This is a genomic window from Micromonospora sp. WMMD812, from assembly GCF_027497215.1.
In the GTDB taxonomy this organism is placed as follows: Bacteria; Actinomycetota; Actinomycetes; order Mycobacteriales; family Micromonosporaceae; genus Micromonospora.
Genome location: NZ_CP114904.1, coordinates 1,820,809 through 1,835,421, shown reverse-complemented (window position 1 = coordinate 1,835,421; position 14,613 = coordinate 1,820,809). Strand labels below are relative to the sequence as shown.

17 protein-coding genes are annotated in these 14,613 nt (G+C 71.2%); 7 read left to right on the top strand and 10 right to left on the bottom strand.

Annotated features, from left to right (window positions below; translation table 11 throughout):
- Nucleotides 1-87: 87 nt before the first annotated feature.
- The gene (locus tag O7603_RS08385; RefSeq protein ID WP_281575117.1) at nt 88-345 is read right to left on the bottom strand and encodes a transcriptional regulator; all 258 of its coding nucleotides are present in this window, start codon (nt 343-345) and stop codon (nt 88-90) included.
- Nucleotides 346-411: 66 nt separating this feature from the next.
- Between O7603_RS08385 and O7603_RS08380 the strand changes: the two genes are divergently transcribed.
- Nucleotides 412-1,044, top strand: coding sequence for a hypothetical protein (locus tag O7603_RS08380; protein WP_281575116.1), 633 nt, complete (start codon nt 412-414; stop codon nt 1,042-1,044).
- Between the two features lie 16 nt (nt 1,045-1,060).
- On the opposite strand, the gene O7603_RS08375 is transcribed toward O7603_RS08380, so the two are convergent.
- The 4 genes from O7603_RS08375 to O7603_RS08360 all read right to left on the bottom strand — a co-directional run bounded on the left by O7603_RS08375 (nt 1,061) and on the right by O7603_RS08360 (nt 3,699).
- Nucleotides 1,061-1,810 (bottom strand): hypothetical protein, encoded by a 750-nt coding sequence (locus O7603_RS08375; protein ID WP_281575115.1) that lies wholly within the window; start codon nt 1,808-1,810, stop codon nt 1,061-1,063.
- Nucleotides 1,811-1,827: 17 nt separating this feature from the next.
- Nucleotides 1,828-2,145 carry a hypothetical protein gene (locus O7603_RS08370; protein WP_281575114.1) on the bottom strand — a complete coding sequence of 106 codons (318 nt, stop codon included), beginning with the start codon at nt 2,143-2,145 and terminating at the stop codon, nt 1,828-1,830.
- The gene (locus tag O7603_RS08365) at nt 2,142-2,804 is read right to left on the bottom strand and encodes a hypothetical protein (RefSeq protein WP_281575113.1); all 663 of its coding nucleotides are present in this window, start codon (nt 2,802-2,804) and stop codon (nt 2,142-2,144) included. Before O7603_RS08365 ends, O7603_RS08370 begins: the two co-directional genes overlap by 4 nt.
- Before the next feature lie 184 nt (nt 2,805-2,988).
- Nucleotides 2,989-3,699: a TetR/AcrR family transcriptional regulator gene (locus O7603_RS08360; protein ID WP_281575112.1), complete on the bottom strand. Its 711-nt coding sequence runs from the start codon at nt 3,697-3,699 to the stop codon at nt 2,989-2,991.
- Nucleotides 3,700-3,870: 171 nt separating this feature from the next.
- Here O7603_RS08360 and O7603_RS08355 point away from each other — a divergent pair, with 171 nt between their 5' ends.
- From O7603_RS08355 to O7603_RS08345, 3 genes are all read left to right on the top strand, one after another.
- Nucleotides 3,871-4,218, top strand: a complete 348-nt coding sequence (locus tag O7603_RS08355; protein WP_281575111.1) for a DoxX family protein — start codon at nt 3,871-3,873, stop codon at nt 4,216-4,218.
- 101 nt (nt 4,219-4,319) lie between these two features.
- Nucleotides 4,320-5,132, top strand: coding sequence for an alpha/beta hydrolase (locus tag O7603_RS08350; RefSeq protein ID WP_281575110.1), 813 nt, complete (start codon nt 4,320-4,322; stop codon nt 5,130-5,132).
- 95 nt (nt 5,133-5,227) lie between these two features.
- Nucleotides 5,228-6,871 (top strand): FAD-binding oxidoreductase, encoded by a 1,644-nt coding sequence (locus O7603_RS08345; protein WP_281575109.1) that lies wholly within the window; start codon nt 5,228-5,230, stop codon nt 6,869-6,871.
- Between the two features lie 49 nt (nt 6,872-6,920).
- Here the strand turns inward: O7603_RS08345 and O7603_RS08340 are convergent, their stop codons facing one another.
- The 4 genes from O7603_RS08340 to O7603_RS08325 all read right to left on the bottom strand — a co-directional run bounded on the left by O7603_RS08340 (nt 6,921) and on the right by O7603_RS08325 (nt 10,872).
- On the bottom strand, nt 6,921-7,202 hold the full coding sequence (locus tag O7603_RS08340; RefSeq protein WP_281575108.1) for a hypothetical protein: 282 nt from the start codon (nt 7,200-7,202) through the stop codon (nt 6,921-6,923).
- 140 nt (nt 7,203-7,342) lie between these two features.
- Nucleotides 7,343-8,140 carry an SAM-dependent methyltransferase gene (locus O7603_RS08335; RefSeq protein WP_281575107.1) on the bottom strand — a complete coding sequence of 266 codons (798 nt, stop codon included), beginning with the start codon at nt 8,138-8,140 and terminating at the stop codon, nt 7,343-7,345.
- 129 nt (nt 8,141-8,269) lie between these two features.
- On the bottom strand, nt 8,270-10,159 hold the full coding sequence (locus tag O7603_RS08330) for a sigma-70 family RNA polymerase sigma factor (RefSeq protein WP_281575106.1): 1,890 nt from the start codon (nt 10,157-10,159) through the stop codon (nt 8,270-8,272).
- Between the two features lie 320 nt (nt 10,160-10,479).
- Entirely contained in the window at nt 10,480-10,872 is a 393-nt protein-coding gene (locus tag O7603_RS08325; RefSeq protein ID WP_281575105.1) for a hypothetical protein, read from the bottom strand.
- An 839-nt stretch (nt 10,873-11,711) separates the two neighbouring features.
- Here O7603_RS08325 and O7603_RS08320 point away from each other — a divergent pair.
- Complete coding sequence (locus O7603_RS08320; protein ID WP_281575104.1) at nt 11,712-11,867, top strand: hypothetical protein; 156 nt, start codon at nt 11,712-11,714, stop codon at nt 11,865-11,867.
- Nucleotides 11,868-12,282: 415 nt separating this feature from the next.
- Here O7603_RS08320 and O7603_RS08315 read toward each other — a convergent pair whose 3' ends face one another.
- Complete coding sequence (locus O7603_RS08315; RefSeq protein ID WP_281575103.1) at nt 12,283-12,765, bottom strand: peroxiredoxin family protein; 483 nt, start codon at nt 12,763-12,765, stop codon at nt 12,283-12,285.
- 591 nt (nt 12,766-13,356) lie between these two features.
- On the opposite strand from O7603_RS08315, the gene O7603_RS08310 reads away from it, so the two are divergent.
- Nucleotides 13,357-14,025: a sigma-70 family RNA polymerase sigma factor gene (locus O7603_RS08310; RefSeq protein ID WP_281575102.1), complete on the top strand. Its 669-nt coding sequence runs from the start codon at nt 13,357-13,359 to the stop codon at nt 14,023-14,025.
- Nucleotides 14,025-14,249, top strand: a complete 225-nt coding sequence (locus tag O7603_RS08305) for a hypothetical protein (protein WP_281575101.1) — start codon at nt 14,025-14,027, stop codon at nt 14,247-14,249. The genes O7603_RS08310 and O7603_RS08305 overlap by 1 nt, the downstream gene beginning before the upstream one ends.
- Nucleotides 14,250-14,613 lie beyond the last annotated feature (364 nt).

Here is a 14,613-nt window from a genome sequence, read left to right as displayed (position 1 = left end):
ACCGTTAGCGTCCCAAGATGTCGCCGCCCGCGCCAGTGCGGCGATCGCCGCCCCCGTCGTCGGGCCCGGCGCCCGGAGTCCGGTCGGTCAGCGGCGTCTCAGGATGGCGTAGACCATCCGGCTGCTGGCGAACTCGGAGACGGTCACCAGCTCCCATCCGTAGGCCTCGAGCACCTCCGCCGCCGCCACCGCCGTGGTGACCTGGTCACCACCCATCCCGCGCTGCGACACGACGGACAACAGCCGGTACGGGTAGCCGCGCAGGTCGGCGCGGTTGCCGAGGACGGCCTCGGCGCTGACCGTGCGGGTGCGGGCGATCTGCTCCGGCGTCTCTGCGGCGGCCATACCCGGAACCCTAGTCGTCGCCCGCACGGACAGTCCGGGCCGGTGACAGCGGGTATGTTCGTGGTCGTGGCTGTGTCGTTCCGTGCTGCCGGTCTCGGTGCCGCGCTCCTGGTCGTCCTCGCGGTGGGTGGCTGCGACAGCGGCGGCGGCGATCCCGTTGTCGCGCCCACCGGTGCGGTGGAGACCTCGGCGGGTGTCCCGGCGACGACCGCACCGGCCGCCGGTCCCGCCTACACCGCTGCCGGTCTCGACCTGTGCGCGCGCACCGACCTGAAGCCCATAGTGGAGCTGGCGCCGACGGTGACCCGCACCGACCCGAAGCCGCCGCCCGGGCGGCCCGGGGCGGCGTGCCTGTTCGAGCTGCGCACCCCGTCGGGCCACCCGGCGAACCTGCGGGTGGAGGTGTCGACGCCCGCGACCGCCGACGAGGCGCGCCTGCTCTACCGGGGGACGCAGCAGGCGACGGGCATGACACCGGCCGGAGCGGTGACCGGCGTGGGGGAGGAGGCGGAGGCGTTCACCAAGCGGTCCGACCCCGGCTACAAGTACGCGGAGTACATGGTGCACTCCCGCGCCGGGAACCTGGTCGTCAAGGTGTGGCTGGCGGTCGGTGGCGACACCTACGCGCCGACGTCGACGCTGGCCGAGGAGTCGCTGGCGATCCTCAAGGCGACCCGGGCGGCCGTGCCGACGGCCTGATCGGGTTCGGTCGGGTTCAGCCGCGCACGGCCTCCGGCCACCGGCCCTCCGGCAGCTTGGAGTAGTCCCCGACCTGGGTGGCGAGATCCCGGACGTTGCCCAGCGCGTCGACGAACCGCTGGCCGATGGTGAGCAGCAGGTTGAGCCCGGCGGTGACGAGGTCGCCGACCGACTTGGCCAGGGTGGAGATGGCCCAGGGCAGGTCGATCACGGTGGTCGCCTCGGTCGCCGCCTGCACCAGCTTGCCGGTCAGGCCGGTGACGATCTTGGCGAGCTCGACGGCGTAGTCGACGTTCGCCTTGGCGATCTTGAAAAGCCACTGGCTGATGAACTCCGCCCGCAGGACGGTCTCGTCGACGGCCGCCTTCTGCTTGACGGCCTTGGCGTTGTAGGAACTCGCCGCGTCGCCGGTCCACTTGGCGAGGTTCTCGTTGACCGGCTCGGTGGTGACGAACGACAGGTCGGAGACCGGGGTCTTCACGTCGTTGACCCACTGGAAGCTGATATTGATCAGCGACAGGACCGGCAGCTGGTGCTCCAGGGCGTAGTCGACCCGGTCGAGAACGGAGTTCAGCCCGTCGCGGACGTCGTCGAGGTTGTTCTTGATCCACCACAGGGCCACCGGCCCGAGGAGCCACTTCCAGTCGTTGACCCGGTCCACGATCTCGTTGAACGCGGCGACGCCCTGGTCGATGCCGGACCGGATCTGGTCGAACGCCTTGTTGAACGGCTCGCCGTACTCGAGGTGGGTGGGTTCCGGCTGCACTGCGATGGCCTCCGTCGTCAGGCGGTGTAGATCTTGTTGAGGTCGAGGGCGATCACCTCGTCGGCGCGGTCGTACGCGTCCGCGATCCGCTTCAACGCCCCACCGACCTGCTCGAACTCCGTCACCGCGCCGCCGAGGAGGTTGACCACGAAGGCGTGGAAGTCCCGGTACGCGACCGAGTGGATGGCCACGTTCGCGTCACCGATGAAGAACGCCGACGGGTCGAGGTGCAGCTGCTCGGCCTGTGTCTTGATCGTCGCGACCCGGTCGGACAGCTTGAGCCACTTGCCGCCCTCGTCGCGGACGGCGTCCGTGATGACCTCGACATCCTTCACGCGGGCTCCTCGGGATCGGTGCCGCGGCGGGCCAGAGCGTAGGAGCGGAAGAGGGAGAGGGCCTCGGACTCCAGCTGACCGGCGTCCAGCCGGGCGATGCGGTCGGTGTCGCCGGTGATCGCGGTGATGCTGTCGCCCCGCAGGCGGAGCGTCAGAAAGCCGTGCGGGCCGGCGATCGCGTGCTCGGCCCGGTCGTCCCGGGCGTGAGCCAACCGGTCGAGATCCGCGTCGATGTCGTGCAGGGTGCGCCAGGTCCGACGGAGCCAGACGTGGTCGTCGAGCTCGTCCTCGACGGCCGCCCTCGGCTCCGGTGTGGACGGAGCGGCGACCTCCTGGTCCCGCGCGACCTCCCGGAGCGCCGTGGCCTCGACGGCGGCCCGCAGCGCCCCGGCGTACGCCTCGAAGATCGCGCCGGCCACCCCGTCGACGTCGACGCGCCGGCGCCAGTCGCGCTCGACGGCCACGTCCTCGACGTCACTGGTGGCGTCGACGCGCACGGCGACGGCCCCGGTCCGGTCCAGGCCGGTGTAAACGGTGGGCGTGGGCCGGGATTCCGCGGCGCGGGCGGCCTGCTCGGCCTGCGCCCGCAGGGCCGCGTCGGAGCCGAGGACGTCGAGGTCTGCCAGGGACAGGCGTAGGTGGCGTCTGTCTTCCTGCATGCGTCCCCCGGCAACCAGATCAGCCAACGCGTACCGTGATCCGCCTGTCACGACGGTCAGGAACACCGTACGGGAAGAACGTGGAGTTGTGGGGCCCCGCAGCTCGCCGCCGACCCGCCGGAGATCGGCCGCGACCCGTGGTGCCGGCCACGCTTCCGCCGTGGCCGAGGGGGTGGTGTGCGGACTACCCGCTCGCGTCCCTGGCAGCCGCGCTCGACCGGGACCGGCCGAGCGCGGGTCGCATCATGCTGCTCGCGACCTGGCTCGGCTTGAGGGGCGGTTGGGTCAACGGATGCGCGCGCTCCGGCCGGATGCTGTCCAGGAACAGCTCCGCGTTGCGCCGCCACGCGCCCGGCGCGACGGTGCGGGTGACCTCGGCCACGCGGCTGTTCGACAGGGTGATGAAGATCAGGTCCTCGACGGTGAAGTCCGGGCGGACGGCGCCCTCCTCGCGAGCCCGGTCGAACAGCTCCTCGATGCGTCGCTGGATCTGCCCGCGAAGCGTCACCAGCCGCGGCGCCCCGTCGAAGCGCGTGGTCATCAGGTTGAGGTAGCCGCCGCGCTCCGCCTCCAGCGCGCAGGTCTCCATGATGAACTCGGTGACCCCCGCCCACCGGTCGGGGTTGGCCACCGCCCGGTCGACCAGCTCCAGCTGCGCGCGTAGGGGCGGTTCGAGCACCGCCTCCCAGAGCTGGAGCCGGGAGGGGAAGTGCCGGTAGAGGGTGCCGGGAGCGACTCCGGCCGTCGTGGCGATCTTGTCCATCGGGGCGTCCAGCCCTTCGCTGGTGAACAGCGCCCGCGCCGTGTCGATGATCCGCTCGCGGTTGCGAATGCTGTCGCGACGCTCCGCGCGCGGCGGCCGCGCCGCACCACGCGCGCTGGTCCCCTTTTCCATGCCGTGATGGTACGGGAATACCGGAGACCTGTCTCCGTTATACCGTGTACCGGAGACTGGTCTCGACTATGGCGCGGCCGGCGACCGGACAGACCATCACAAACCGCGATCCGGACGAATGGCGCAGGCCGCCATCACCCGTCCGCACCGCACCTCTCGGTAGGAGTCACCGTGTTCATCGCCACCCTCGTGGTCAGCGTCGCCTTCGCCGCCCTCCTCGTGGTGTCCGCCATCGGAAAACTGCACCGTTCACCGGCCCAGGTCGCCACGCTGGACCGGGTCGGAGCACTGAAGATCGCCCCGGTCCTCGCGGCCCTCGAACTGGCCGGCGCCCTGGGACTTCTCGCGGGTCTGCTGTGGTGGCCCCTCGGAGTCGCCGCCGGGACCGGCCTCGTCCTCTACTTCCTCGGCGCGATCGGCGCGCACCTTCGCGTACGCGACCGCATGATCCTCCCGCCCACCGTGCTCCTGATCGTCTCGCTCGCCGCCGTCGCCCTGCGCCTGGCCTCCGCCGCATGAACCCCAGCCGCACGGGTAGGCGCCGCCTACCCGTGCGGCCGGTGTGACCCGGCAACGACTCCCGTCCGACGCACGCCACACGAGCACCGAAGGAACCCTTGATGTCCCGTCACGCCGACAGGTCCGCCTCCACCCTGCTGCGACAGATCAACGTCACCGAGCGCCCGTTCGAGGGGTGGCCTGTCTACGAGGTGACACCCCGCACGGAGGACGTCACCGGGCACGTCCTCTACGTGCACGGCGGCGGCTACGTCAGCCGCCTGCAACCCACGCACCAGGACCTCATCGCCCGCCTGGCCGCGCTCACCGGCCGGGCGTTCACCGTGCCCGACTTCCCGGTCGCCCCCGGACACACCCACCGCGACGTGTTCCCGACCCTCCGGCGGCTCTACGACCACGTCGCCGGGCGCAGCGGCACGAAGCGGTTCGCCATGATGGGCGACTCCGCGGGCGGAACCATGGCGATGGCGCTCGTCCAGTCGCTGCCGGAGGGCCACCCACGGCCCGCGGACCTGATCCTGATGTCGCCCTGGCTCGACGCCACGATGACCAACCCCGACATCCCCGCCCTCGAGCCGTACGACCCGATGTCGTCGACCGAGGACCTGACGAGGTTGGCGCGGATGTGGGCCGGCGGCGACGAGCTGTCCGCGCCGTGGCTGAGCCCGGTCAACGGGCCGTTGGCGAACCTCGGCCGCGTGACGGTCTTCGCCGGAGCCAACGACATCCTCACCCCGGACGCCCGGCGGCTCACCCGCCTCGCCGACGGCGCGGCGGGCACCCGGGTCACGCTGCACGAGTACCCGGGCATGACGCACGCCTTCATGCTGCTGAGGCCGAGTGCCGAGACCGACGCGGTGCTCGCGGAGATCGTGAAACAGCTCGGCGACGGCAACGCCGCTGCCGGTCACTGAGTCCATGACGGGTTGAGCGTCCCCGCCGACCGGGTCGGGCTGTGCCAACATGACCGGCAGGTAACTTACCCGCCGTTCAGATGGGTGGTGCGGCCGTGCCGGGCAGGACGCGTTCGTGGTGGGGCTGGGGAACCGTCGAGGACGCGGTGGCCGGCCCGGAGGGTGCGGAACTCAGCCGGCGCGCCGCGGCGATGCTCCCGGGCGTGGACCTGACCATGCACGACGCGCCGCCGATCGAGTCGTTCGGGGTGGGCGCCAGCCGGGTCCGGGCGCCGCAGGCGCTGGCGCCAATCGCCTCGCACGACGTCCGCGACCGGTTGGCGCACAGCCACGGTCAGGCGTTCCGCGACGTGGTGCGGGCGCTGCTGGGGAAGCTGTCCGACGTTCCCGACCTCGTCGTGCGCCCGACCTCGGAGGCCGACGTCGTCCGCGTGCTGGACTGGTGCACCGACGCGAACATCGCGGTCGTCCCCTTCGGGGGCGGCACGTCGGTGGTGGGCGGGGTCGAGCCCCGGGTGGGCGGCGCGTACTCCGCAGTGGTCAGCCTGGACCTCACCTCCATGAACCGGGTCCTCGAGGTCGACGCCACCAGCCGGGCCGCGCTCGTCCAGGCCGGGGTTCTCGGCCCGCATCTGGAGGAGCAGCTCAGGCCGCACGGGTACACCCTGCGGTTCTTCCCCCAGTCCTTCGAGTTCTCCAGCCTCGGCGGCTGGCTGGCCACCCGGGCCGGCGGCCACTTCGCGACGCAGCTAACCCACATCGACGACCTCACCGAGTCGCTGCGGGTGATCACCCCCGCCGGCGTCGTCGAGACCCGCCGGCTTCCGGGCTCGGGCGCCGGCCCCTCTCCCGACCGGCTGTTCCTCGGCTCCGAGGGGTCGCTCGGCGTCATCACCCAGGCCTGGGTCCGGCTCCAGGCCCGGCCCCGCTGGCGCGCCGGCGCCTCGGTGGCCTTCGCGGACTACGACGCCGGCGTACGGGCGGTGCGGGCGCTGTCGCAGTCCGGGCTGCACCCGGCCAACTGCCGCCTCCTGGACCCGATGGAGGCACTGATCAACGCGGGCTCCTCCACCGCCGTCCTGGTGCTCGGCTTCGAATCCGCCGATCACCCCGTCACCGCCTGGATGGAACGGGCGCTGGAGCTGTGCCGCGACCACGGCGGAGACCTGCCCGAGCCGCCGCGCTACACCGACACCGCCGACGAGGCCGCCCGCAGCGGAGCCGCCGACACCTGGCGCTCCTCGTTCCTGCGGATGCCGTACCAGCGGGACGCGCTCGCGGCGCGGGGCATGATCGTGGAGACCGTCGAGACGGCCTGCACATGGGACCGGTTCGACGCGCTGCGCGCGGCCGTCAACGCCGCCGCCGCGGACGCGATGCACCAGGTCGGCGCCGTAGGGGTCGTGACCTGCCGCTTCACCCACGTCTACCCCGACGGCCCCGCGCCGTACTTCGGGATCTACGCCGCCGGCGCGTGGGGCAGGACGGTGGAACAGTGGGACGAGATCAAGACAGCGGTCTCCGAGGCGTTGATCGCCGCCGGAGGCACCATCACCCACCACCACGCGGTGGGCCGCGATCACCGGCCGTGGTACGACCAGCAGAGACCCGACCTGTTCGCCTCCGCGCTCCAGGCCGGCAAGGCGGCACTCGACCCGGCGGGGATCCTCAACCCCGGCGTCGTGATCGATCCGTTGCGCCACGGCCGTCCGGTCGCAAGGTCCGGGACGGCGCGGTAGAAGACGGGAAAGTCGTGCGCGATCGAGCGCCGGCGCTCCGGCGCAGCCGTCACTCCGCCAGGTACCCGGTGGCGGGATCGATCTCGGCGAGGAAGCCGCGGATGGCCTCCTCCATCTCGGACCGGCTCAGCTCGTAGCCGCCGGATCGGGAGAGGGCGAAGCCGTACTCGTGCGGCCCGGTGAGCCAGTCGAAGTCGTACGTGCCGGGCGACTCGGCGCGCACACCCACCCGGAACTCCTCCCCGTCCACCGTCATCCGGATCGGGTCACCTCGGTAGGCGGTGGTCCGCAGATGCTCGGGCACAAGGCCCGGCTCCGGCTCACTCGACATCCCACTCCACCCCCTTGCCCGCCGGCGGATACGCCGTCATCCGCTCCCGCCCCCAGCGGCTCGCCTCGTCACCGAGCATTGTCCCGACATCCGCGCCGCCTGTCCGTCGATTCCCTCAGCCGCCGGGACCGGCGAACCGGTCAGGGCTTGCGGGCCACACCGCCGTACGCGTCGACCGTCTCGGTGTCGCCGTCGTCCGGACGCCACGACGTGATCGGCACCAGACCGGGCTCGACCATCGTCAGCCCGTCGAAGCAACCGGCGAGCTGCGCGGGGCTGCGCAGGATGTACGGCACGCCGCCGCTCTCCACCAGCCGCTTCGCGCCGGAGACCACCGCCGGGCTGGTGTTCGTGCCGTCCCAGAACACCAGGTGGCTACCGGACGCGGTGGCGGCCATCGTCCGCCGCACGATGGAGCGCACCACGTCCAGATCCGGTTCGTAGCCCATCACACCCATGAACATCACCGCGACGGGCTTCGCGAAGTCCAGCGTCTCCGCCGCCTCAACCAGGATTCCCTCCGGGTCGTGGTAGTCGGCGGGCACGTACGTGGTCGCGCCCTCGGACGTCGCGCCGGACAGCAGGGCACGGGCGTGCACGAGCACCATCGGGTCGTTGTCGACGTAGACGATCCGCGACTCGGGCGCGACGCGCTGGGCGACCTCGTGGGTGTTCTGCATCGTGGGCAGGCCCGTCCCGATGTCCAGGAACTGCCGGACGCCCGCCTCGGCGGCGAGGAACCGCACGGCCCGGACGAGGAACCGACGGGACTGCCGCGCCATCACGGCGATCTCCGGGTAGACCTCGACGACGGCGTCACCGGCCATCCGGTCGGACGGGAAGTTGTCGCTGCCGCCCATCCAGTAGTTCCAGATCCGCGCCGCGTGCGGCACCTCGGGCTGAAGCTGCGCGGCGAGTTCAGAATCCGGGCCGGCCATGCCAAGCTCCCATCGGCTCGGTCGGGCGAGGGCACTGCTTCGTGCGACCGGCACAGCGTACCCGCACACGGTCCATTCTCGACAGAGTCACGGGTCGGGGCCGTCGACGCCGCGCCCCCGGCCGTCTGCTCAGCGGGCGACCTGGAACGCGCGGCCGATCGCAGTCGTCTCGGTGCCGTCGCGGAACAGCCCGGAGCGGTCCTTGTCGGTGGCGGGCAGGCCGAACCAGGCGTAGCGGTGCACGTACGGCAGTTCGCCGAGCATGGTCGTCGCCGCGGTGAGGAACGCGGCCTGCTGCTCCTGGCTGGGGAACTGCTGACCCCCGCCGTCGAAGCGCATCAGCGCGAACTCGGTCAGCCAGATCGGTTTCCGGTACCGCTGGTACACCGCCTGCAGATACCGCTTGAGCTGGTCCACCGCCTGCGGGGTGGCGAACTCGGCGCCGAACCAGTGCAGGGTGATGAAGTCGACCCGGTGGCCGCGGGCGGCGGCGCCGGACATGAAACGGTCCAGCCAACCGCCGGAGTCCGCGCCGCCCCACGCGACCGCCGGGCTGCCCAGCGTGCTCCCGGTCGCCATCAGCTTCGGCCACAGGTCCAACGCCTGCTCGACGGTCACGTTCGCCTGCTCGCGGATGTCCGGCTCGTTGAACGTGAGCAGGTACGGCCCGGCCGCCTTCGCCCTGGCCAACTCGGTGACGGTGACGTTGTCCGCGCTGCGGATCATCGGCACGAACGCCGCCCCGCGGGGGGTGGTGATCCCCGGGTGCTGCGTGCCCCAGGTGTAGTACCAGCCGGCCTTCGAGTTCGCCAACGCCTGGCTGGCCCCGGCGAAGTTCCACACCCCGACGCCCTTCCTCGGCGAACTGACCGCCGGCGCGGCCGGCGCCTTGGCCGACGAACGCGGGCTCGGCGGGAGACTCGGCGACGGCGATCCGCTGGGGAAGGCGACGACGGCGGGCGGCGGGGCGGCCACCGACGGCGCCGGCGGCTCGTCCGGCCGGGTCACCACGACCACGGTCACCGCCAGGACGACGGCGGCGACGCCGGCGCCGAGGAAGGCGAGCGGGCCGCGGAGCCCGTGCCCCACCGCGCCGACGAGGCCATGCCCGTCGTCGGGGCTGGTGGGCACACCGCCGCGTGAAGTCGTCCCGGCGGTGTGCCCGGCCGCCGGAACCGGGGGGTCGTACCCGACGGCGTGCGAGGCGGCCGACGGCACGGCCGCGCTCGGAAACTGGCCGCCGACGCTGGCCGGGAGCCGCAGCAGCGGCAGGCCGGCGAGCAGCCGGTCGATGGGCAGCAGGGTGTCACCCAGACGCCCGCAGGTGGCACAGTCCCGGACGTGCCGGGCCAGCCGCTTGCGCCAGAGCGGACTCGGGACGCCGTCCCAGCCGGCGACCGCGGCGCGCAGGTCGGGGCAGCCGGGTTCCCGCAGCGCGCGGACGATCGCCCGGGTGCCCTGGATCTGTTCCTTCATCCGGTGCACCCGCACCGCGACGTGCCCGGGGGAGAGGCCGAGGGCGTCGGCGATCTCGTTCCGTGCCAGGTCGCCGGTCTCCTCCAGCCACCACAACGACAGCAGTTCCTGATCGCCCGGGTCCAGCCAGCGGGTCGCCTCGGCGACCTCGCGTCGCTGGTCGGTGAGACCGAGCCGGAGGATCGTCACCCCCGCGAAGTCGGCGCTCGGGTCGGGCACGTTGTGGATCGCCTCGAGCCCGGCGTCGCGGTGCAGGGCGATGCGCCGGCATTGCTCCCAGTCCCGGACCTGGCGGATCGTGATCGCCACCAGCCAGGACCGGAACGCCCCCGGGTCGTTGAGGGCGGGCAGATGCCGGATCACCCGTACCAGCGTCTCCTGGACCACGTCGTCGACGTCCGCGTGGCCGCGCAGCGCCCGCCCGACGATGTTGTAGACCAGCGGGAGGGACGCGGCGACGACATCGTCGAGCGCGTGCCGGTCGCCTTGCCGGGCCGCGTCGACCAGCCCGGTGTCGGCCAGGCCCCGACCGGTTGACGACATGGCCTCACTCCTCCTGTGCCGGGCCGCTCGGCCCCCGAGCCGGGTGCGCCCGGCCGCCACATGTTCGGAGACCCGCGGCGACAAGCCGGATTACGGAATTCTCGGACTCGCCCGCAACTGGGATGCCCCCCGGGGCCGGTGAATGGGCTCTGCGCAGGATCCAGCCGGGCGTGACCGGTCTGCGTGCCGCGCCGACCGGACTTGGCGCTCACCTGCCTGCCTCGGCGATACCGCACGGTGGGGCGGCGGACAGCACGAGGGCCACGCGGGAGCGGATCGAGGGCAACGCTTGATGTCAATCAAGCATCCAGCGAATGACGTCACCGCTGATCGGATTGGCATACATCGTCAATGGCAGTAGTAATTGCCACCGTAATGATCAGAAGGCGACGCCGGGCGGTAGGTGAAACGTGGTCTCGGCCCCGCACGAGCACCACTACCGAAAACGGCACCATGAGAAGCGCGAGAGCGGGCGCCCAGAAGAACCCCAGAAAAATCGTTCCCCATAGCCAGACGGAGGATTCCAGAATGCCGATTCTCGGATCGTAGGCGCCGCTGCTGAGTGTGGCAGCATCGACGCCTTCGACTGACATCCGAACGAAGAACATCAGCGTTACGGCCAACGGGACGGCCGCGAGCGAGGGAAGAGCACCGGCAAGAAGGCGTGCGCTGCAACGCCAAGCCGCTGGCGGAACCTGGGATAGAACCGTCATGTCCGCTGATCTTACGGCTCGTACGAACCTCTGGACAGATTGCTCACGCACGCGACGCGCCATCGGTGGCCCGCCGAGAGCCGGACACAGTCGAGGGAGAGCCGGGGGACGCCGACGCGTGAACGACACGACCAGTGAGACGCAGCGGCCCCAGGGTGCTCTCGTGCTGCCTTTCGAGACCACTTCGTTCACACTGAAGAGGTCACTGGTTCGATCCCAGTATCGCCCACCATCTGTATCCGCAGGTCAGAAGCTCGTTGCCGGAGTATCCGGTAACGAGCTTTTTTGCTTATGCCCCTTCCTTTGGGAGCGGTTTGGGAGCAGCGGACGGTTATTGACCTACCGGGCTCCGGTGGGCCTTGTGTCGCTCGTCTGGGCGGGCGCCGCCGTAACGGCCCGCATTTGGATCGCTGGCGCCGCTGGCTCATGCGGCATCAATTCCCCACCCGGCCGGGCTGGCGCTGAGGGCAGGGCGTACTCGTGCGGCGACCACTTTGGACTGCGGCGCTATGGCGGTTCGGGGTCGGGGCGCCGGTCGTGCTCAAGACCCGAGTGGCGTTGCATCGCCCCGCTGGTAGTGCGCCCGCCCCGCCGCGCCGCTGATGTTGGTGGCTTTGTCGACGCCGGGATCCGAACACCGTCCTGTCGAACGTATGTACTATGCCGTGGTGGTGGATGTGAGGGGGCGGCGCTGGTGGAACGGGGTGTGGGGGCGACTGGCGCGGCGGGATGTGTGGCTGACCCGGGAGACGCGTTGGCGGGTCGTCGCGCGGGCCGGTGACTCGGAGACGGGTCGTATCCGGCGTTGGGAGTTCGACACTGAGGCGCAGGCTCGGGCGATGGTGGCACGGCTGCTCAAAGGCGGGGGCGGTCAGTGGCGCGAGCAGACCGTGGATACCGCGACCGCGCCTCCGCCGGCAGCGCAGGCTGCCGGGCGGGGTTCCGAGCTCATGAGCAACCGCCAGGCGATCAACGAGGGCGAAGGCAACCCCTGAGCACCCGGACTGCCGGGATTGGACCGTGACCGGCGCCACTGACTGGATGCACCGCCGCCCGGGTGACCGACGAGAGCTCCACTGAGCCAAGGGCGGCGCCGTCATATGACGTGACCGGGCGAGCGGGCTGTGCTCGTGGGAGGCGCGGCTGCCTGGGGCCCCTGGGCAATACAGCTAGTGCGGTGTCCACTAACGTTCACCGGGTTTCCGGTGGGTGTTGTGGATCCTCGCCGTTGTGGGCGAGCGACTCCTCACCGGGTGGTGGGGCGGGCCTCGGCGGGCCAACTGATCCTCGCGCCGCCCGGGGTGGGCGGCGGGGCACTGTCACGTCGGGACTGGCCGGCACCGGGGAGGTGCCGGTGAAGGGCGGGCAGGGTGCTGGTCATCGCCTGGGTCACTTCCTCTGTGGTCGACGCTACGCGGCCTGGTGCTCGCGCAGGTAGCGGACCAGGCCGGCGACGTCCTCGGGGACGAGGCGTCCGATCGCCCCGCTGGAGTAGACGCTGACCACGACCTTGCCCTCCGGGTCGAGCACGAAGCCGGTCGACTGGAGGTACCTCGGATCGTCGTTGACGAAAGCGCCGGTCGCCTGGGCGAAGGCGGCAGGGTCCGCGCTGTGGCCCACCGGGAACTCCAGACCGTGCTCCGCGATCGTCTGCTTCGTGGTGGCCTCGTCGTCGACCGAGACCGCGACCACCTTGACGCCAAGTTCGGCGAGCTTCCCCAGTGACCGCTGGAAGGCCCGCAGCTGGGCCTTGCAGTATGGGCACCACGAGCCGCGGTAGAAGAGTACGACGCCGAAGCCACCGGCGAGGGTCTCGGGCACTCGCAGGTTCTCTCCGTCGGGCAGGTGCAGCGTGAGCGCGGGAAACTGCTCACCGGGCTGTAGCAGGCTCATTTCTGAATCTCCTTGTTTCGGTTTGCAAGTTGTTTCTGGGTTCGATCGGCAAGTTGGTCGGCCCGGATGGGGACCGCCCCGCGGGGGCCACCGTCTCGCCGGATCGGCGGGCCGGTCCCGGCGGCCGGTGGGGGCGCCGTGCGGTGGGGAGCCGGGCGCCCGCCGGCCGGATCAGGGGATCAGGCGGGATCGAAGACGTCCCACACCTGTGCGGTGCGGTTGTCGGCGCTCAGGCGGGCGAGCAGCGCCGAGGTCCGCCGGTACGACGAGCGCCCGGGAACCCGACTCCTGGACGAGAGCCGGCAGTCTCGGTGAGTTCGTGCTCGCAACGTGCTTGGAGAGCGACGGTCGCGCCGGCCCGGCCGAGTCCGACGGCGGGTCGCCCGGCCGATGCCCCGCCCGGCGCCGGTCACCAACGCGGTCCTGGCCGCGAACGAATCTGTCATGCATCTTTGGCGACATGTCCGAGCGAGTTCTTACCGCCGTGAGACCGCCGTCACAGCGTGGGCCGCGGAACGGTCTCCCGGCCCTGCACACCTCCCAGGTTCCGCCGGATGTCTTCGGGCGGCCGTGGCTAGAGTTCGGCATGTGATGCCCACAGACCCGACGACGCTGGACGGCTGCCCGGACACCTCGAGCCGACTCGACCCGGAGTCGGCCGAGTGGGTGCGCACGATCGGCGGCAGCGGTGCGGAGCGGGCGGCGGCGCTCGCGCGGCTGCACGCGCTCCTGCTGCGGGTCGCGCGCGGCGAGGTGCGGCGCCGGAGCGGGCTGCTGCGCATCGACGGCCCGGAGCTCGACGACCTGGCGTACCAGGCGGCGGCCGACGCGCTGCTGGCGATCACCAGCAAGATCGGGCAGTTCCGGGGGGAGAGCCGCTTCAGTACCTGGGCGTACAAGTTCGTGATCTTCGAGGTGTCGAGCAAGGTCGGCCGCCACTTCTGGCGCGGGCCGCAGGTGCCGCTCGAGGCCGAGGAGTGGGAGCGGTTGCCGGACCGGTTCGGCCTCGAACCGGCCCGGGAGTTCGAGTGGCGCGAGCTGGTCACGGCGCTGCGCCGGGCGGTGGAGACGGAGCTGACCGAGCGTCAGCGCCAAGTCTTCGTCGAGATCGTGCTGAACGGCGTACCGTTGGACGCCCTGGTCGCGCGGCTCGGGTCGAGCCGGAATGCGATCTACAAGATCATGTTCGACGCCCGGCGTAAGCTGCGGACCGCTCTCGCCGCTCATGGGTATCCGCATGACAACACCTCGGAGCAGTGATGAACAACTTGTCCGCACTCGATCGTTTCCTGCAGACGGATCCCGAAGACGTGGGCTGCGGCCAGGCGATGGAGATGCTGCACGTGTACGCCGAACTGGCTGCCACGAACGCCGAGGCGGCGGCCGAGCGCTACCGCGGACTCGCCGCCCACCTGCGCGCCTGCGGCCCGTGCAGGGAGGACCTCGAAGGTCTGCTGGCCGCGATAACCGATCCGAGGCTGTGACCCGAGGGCATCTCGTATGGGCCAGTTCTTACGACGCCGTTAACCGCCGCCCCCGCTGGTAAACCCGCCCACGGCTTGCAGCCAACCGGTAGTCAAACGAGCCGCTCCATCGAGGAGAATCACCAACCCCGGCACCGTCGACGCTGCAGTCTCCCCCGACGGACACTTCCTCTACGTCCAGACCGGCGTCAACGGCACTGTCGACGCATTCCAGGTCAACCCAACGGCTCGCTGACCGCCACCGGCTCGATCACCGTCCCTAACGCGGCCGGCGAAGGCATAGTCGTCTCCTAGCCGAACCTGCGCACTCAGCCTGGCCGGACCTCTCGACCAGGCCCGGTGCCTGTTATCGACCGCCCCGGCG